This is a genomic window from Stieleria sp., assembly GCF_041595215.1.
Classification (GTDB): domain Bacteria; phylum Planctomycetota; class Planctomycetia; order Pirellulales; family Pirellulaceae; genus Stieleria; species Stieleria magnilauensis.
In genome coordinates this window covers 1-2,493 of sequence record NZ_JBFHKV010001177.1, presented here as the reverse complement: position 1 = coordinate 2,493, position 2,493 = coordinate 1, and the positions used below count along the sequence as shown (strand labels likewise).

Genomic DNA, 2,493 nt, shown 5'->3' with positions numbered 1-2,493 from the left:
TGGGCGGCTAAAGCCTGCACACCAGCGCGGGTTGGTGCTTAGCCTTTAGGCGATTCTGTTTCGCTGCTCCGCAGCGAGCGTGGGCGGCTAAAGCCTGCACACCAGCGCAGGTTGGTGTTTAGCCTTTAGGCGATTCCGTTTCGCTGCTCCGCAGCGAGTGTGGGCGGCTAAAGCCTGCACACCAGCGCGGGTTGGTGTTTAGCCATTGTATTGCAAATTATGCCTGTTTCAGTACCTCGGCGATGTCCAGCAGATAGACTTGGCGGCCTCCATCGTGCGGGCTGTCGATGGCGACTTGGGTTCCGTCGTTGCTGCTGCGGGGATGCGTGTCACAGCGCCATTCGCCGGCGTAGGCCGGTGGCGAGGGGAAGTGACCGAGGTCAACTCGTCGCCCGCTGGGGACGTGATACAGATAGACCGTTTGTCGCCGCGTCTTGCGGTCGGGATAGGTGTCGTTGAGGATCCAGTCTTGATAGGGGGCCGGCAGATAGGTGTTGTGTCCGTTGGTCGGCATCTTGTCATGGCCGACCGGGCGAACGTGATCGGTTTGGTCGACGAATTCGTAGAACCCCGCTTTTTGTCCGGCCGGTTTGGTCCACATCGTGACCGCGTCGCTGCCTTTCCAGATGAAATGCGACGTGTAACCGGACGGATCGAGCACGTATCGGTCCGTGCCGTCGATCGCCGCAGTCAACATGCGTGTGACAAACCCGCCTTTGAACTGCAACGTCTTGGGATCAAACTCAGGGCGATAGCGATGCAAGACGATGAAGCGTTGCGCGTCCGGGCTGATCAACAGATGGTTGAAGTAGTGCCATGCTTGGGCATGGTTGTCGCCGTCGGGCCAAGGCATCGCCGCGACATCGGCCAACGACAGGATCAGTTCCTCTTGCCCGGTTTCCAGGTCCACCCGCCAGATCCCTGAATCAGCCGGCGCACGCACGGCAACATTGGGATCGGCCAATCCGTCGTATCCGTAACCGGGACGCAGATTGTCGATGCGTCGAAAGTCGGCGGACAAACCGAAGCTGCCGTCTGGCGAAACGGTGTAAATCGGTTTGTTGATCGTGCGTGTCGTTTGGGTGTCGGTCGAATAGATGCGGCAAACGAACGAGTCGCCTTGACGGTCGTTCCACAAGATTCGTTTGCCATCATCGCCCAACCATTGCAGCATGCAGCCCTGCTGCCATCCCCAGGCCTTGCTGGTTCCGATGGGGTGCCAGCGATCGCCATTGCCGGTGTCCGCGTAACCCACGGCAATGCTGTCGTCCGCGGTCGGCGAACGGCCTTCGAAGGAAACTTCGTTGGAAAGCACGAGCGTGTTGGTCGGATCAAACTCGCGTTTGTCGTAGTAGCCGAACCAATGGTTCTTGGGGCCACGGGTGATCGCTCGGCACGGAACGAATGTTTCCAGCGGCCCGGTTTCCGCGGCATCGATTGCGGCGTGGTTGACAGCGATCGCGGACGAGGCGGCGATCGCACCAAATTGGCGTCGAGAGAGTTTCATGAAGGAATCGGATCGGTGAAGCTGGGGAAGCAGGTGGGACAGAGAAGATCATAGTCTAACAATCAACCCGGACGCGTTGGATCGACAGACGATCGCACTGAAGTTTGGTATGTTGGCAGGGCGTGTTTTCGGGGATGATCGATCAAACCTCTCGCCTGCTCCCCGCGCCCTTTTCGTCCGGTTCATCGTTTTCAGCGTTCGTCGTTTCGTCACCTCGCAACTTTCGGCCCACTCATGTCCGACGCCAATCCTGATTCCACTCCGGCTTCCGACGATAAACCGCACGGGAATTGGCTGGCTTATGCGATTTTCTTTTCGATCGTCGCTGCCATCGCACTGGCGTTGATCCGCCCACACCTGGCGGCGTCTCTGGAAATCGGCGGTGAAGTCTTCCTGCGGATGTTGAAGATGATCGTCGTGCCGCTGGTGTTGACCTCGGTGATGTGCGGCGTGTTGGGCATGGGCGATGTTCGAAAACTCGGACGCCCCGGTGCTGCGGCGATCGGGTTTTATCTCGTCACCACCATCTTGGCGGTCGTGGTGGGGCTGGTGGTCGTCAACATCGTGCAGCCGGGCGTCGGCACGGTTGACCAGGCGGCGGTCCAGGCGATGAACACCGAGGGGCAGGGTTCGCCGAAATCCAAGATCGTCGATGCGCTCGCCCAGACGACGGGGCTGAGCAAGGTCGAAGTCGGAGGCGTGTTGGAGGGTTTGCCGCAAGGCGAGAGCGTGCAGCCGAACATCGGCACGATCTTCAAGAATCTGGTGCTGATGTTGGTGACGGACAACCTGTTTGTTTCGGCCGCCCAAACACAGTTGTTGCCGATCATCGTGTTCGCAATCGTTTTTGCGGGCATGCTGACGACGATGCACGAGGACGTCAGCATCATCACCAGACTGATCACACAAGCAAACAAGGCGCTGATGCAATTCGTGATGCTGCTGATGAATTTTGCCCCCTTGGGTATTTTTTGTCTGGTCGCGGC

General features: G+C 58.9%; 2 protein-coding genes. One reads left to right on the top strand and one right to left on the bottom strand.

Annotated features, from left to right (window positions below):
* Positions 1-217: 217 nt before the first annotated feature.
* On the bottom strand, positions 218-1,507 hold the full coding sequence (locus tag ABX749_RS29405; RefSeq protein ID WP_372899177.1) for a hypothetical protein: 1,290 nt from the start codon (positions 1,505-1,507) through the stop codon (positions 218-220).
* 234 nt (positions 1,508-1,741) lie between these two features.
* Here ABX749_RS29405 and ABX749_RS29400 point away from each other — a divergent pair.
* Positions 1,742-2,493: dicarboxylate/amino acid:cation symporter (locus ABX749_RS29400; protein ID WP_372899176.1), on the top strand; the 752-nt coding region annotated here is incomplete at its 3' end.

Excerpts from the sequence above, each read along its gene's own strand:
- ABX749_RS29405 (WP_372899177.1), bottom strand. The coding sequence starts at position 1,507 with ATGAAACTCTCTCGACGCCAATTTGGTGCGATCGCCGCCTCGTCCGCG.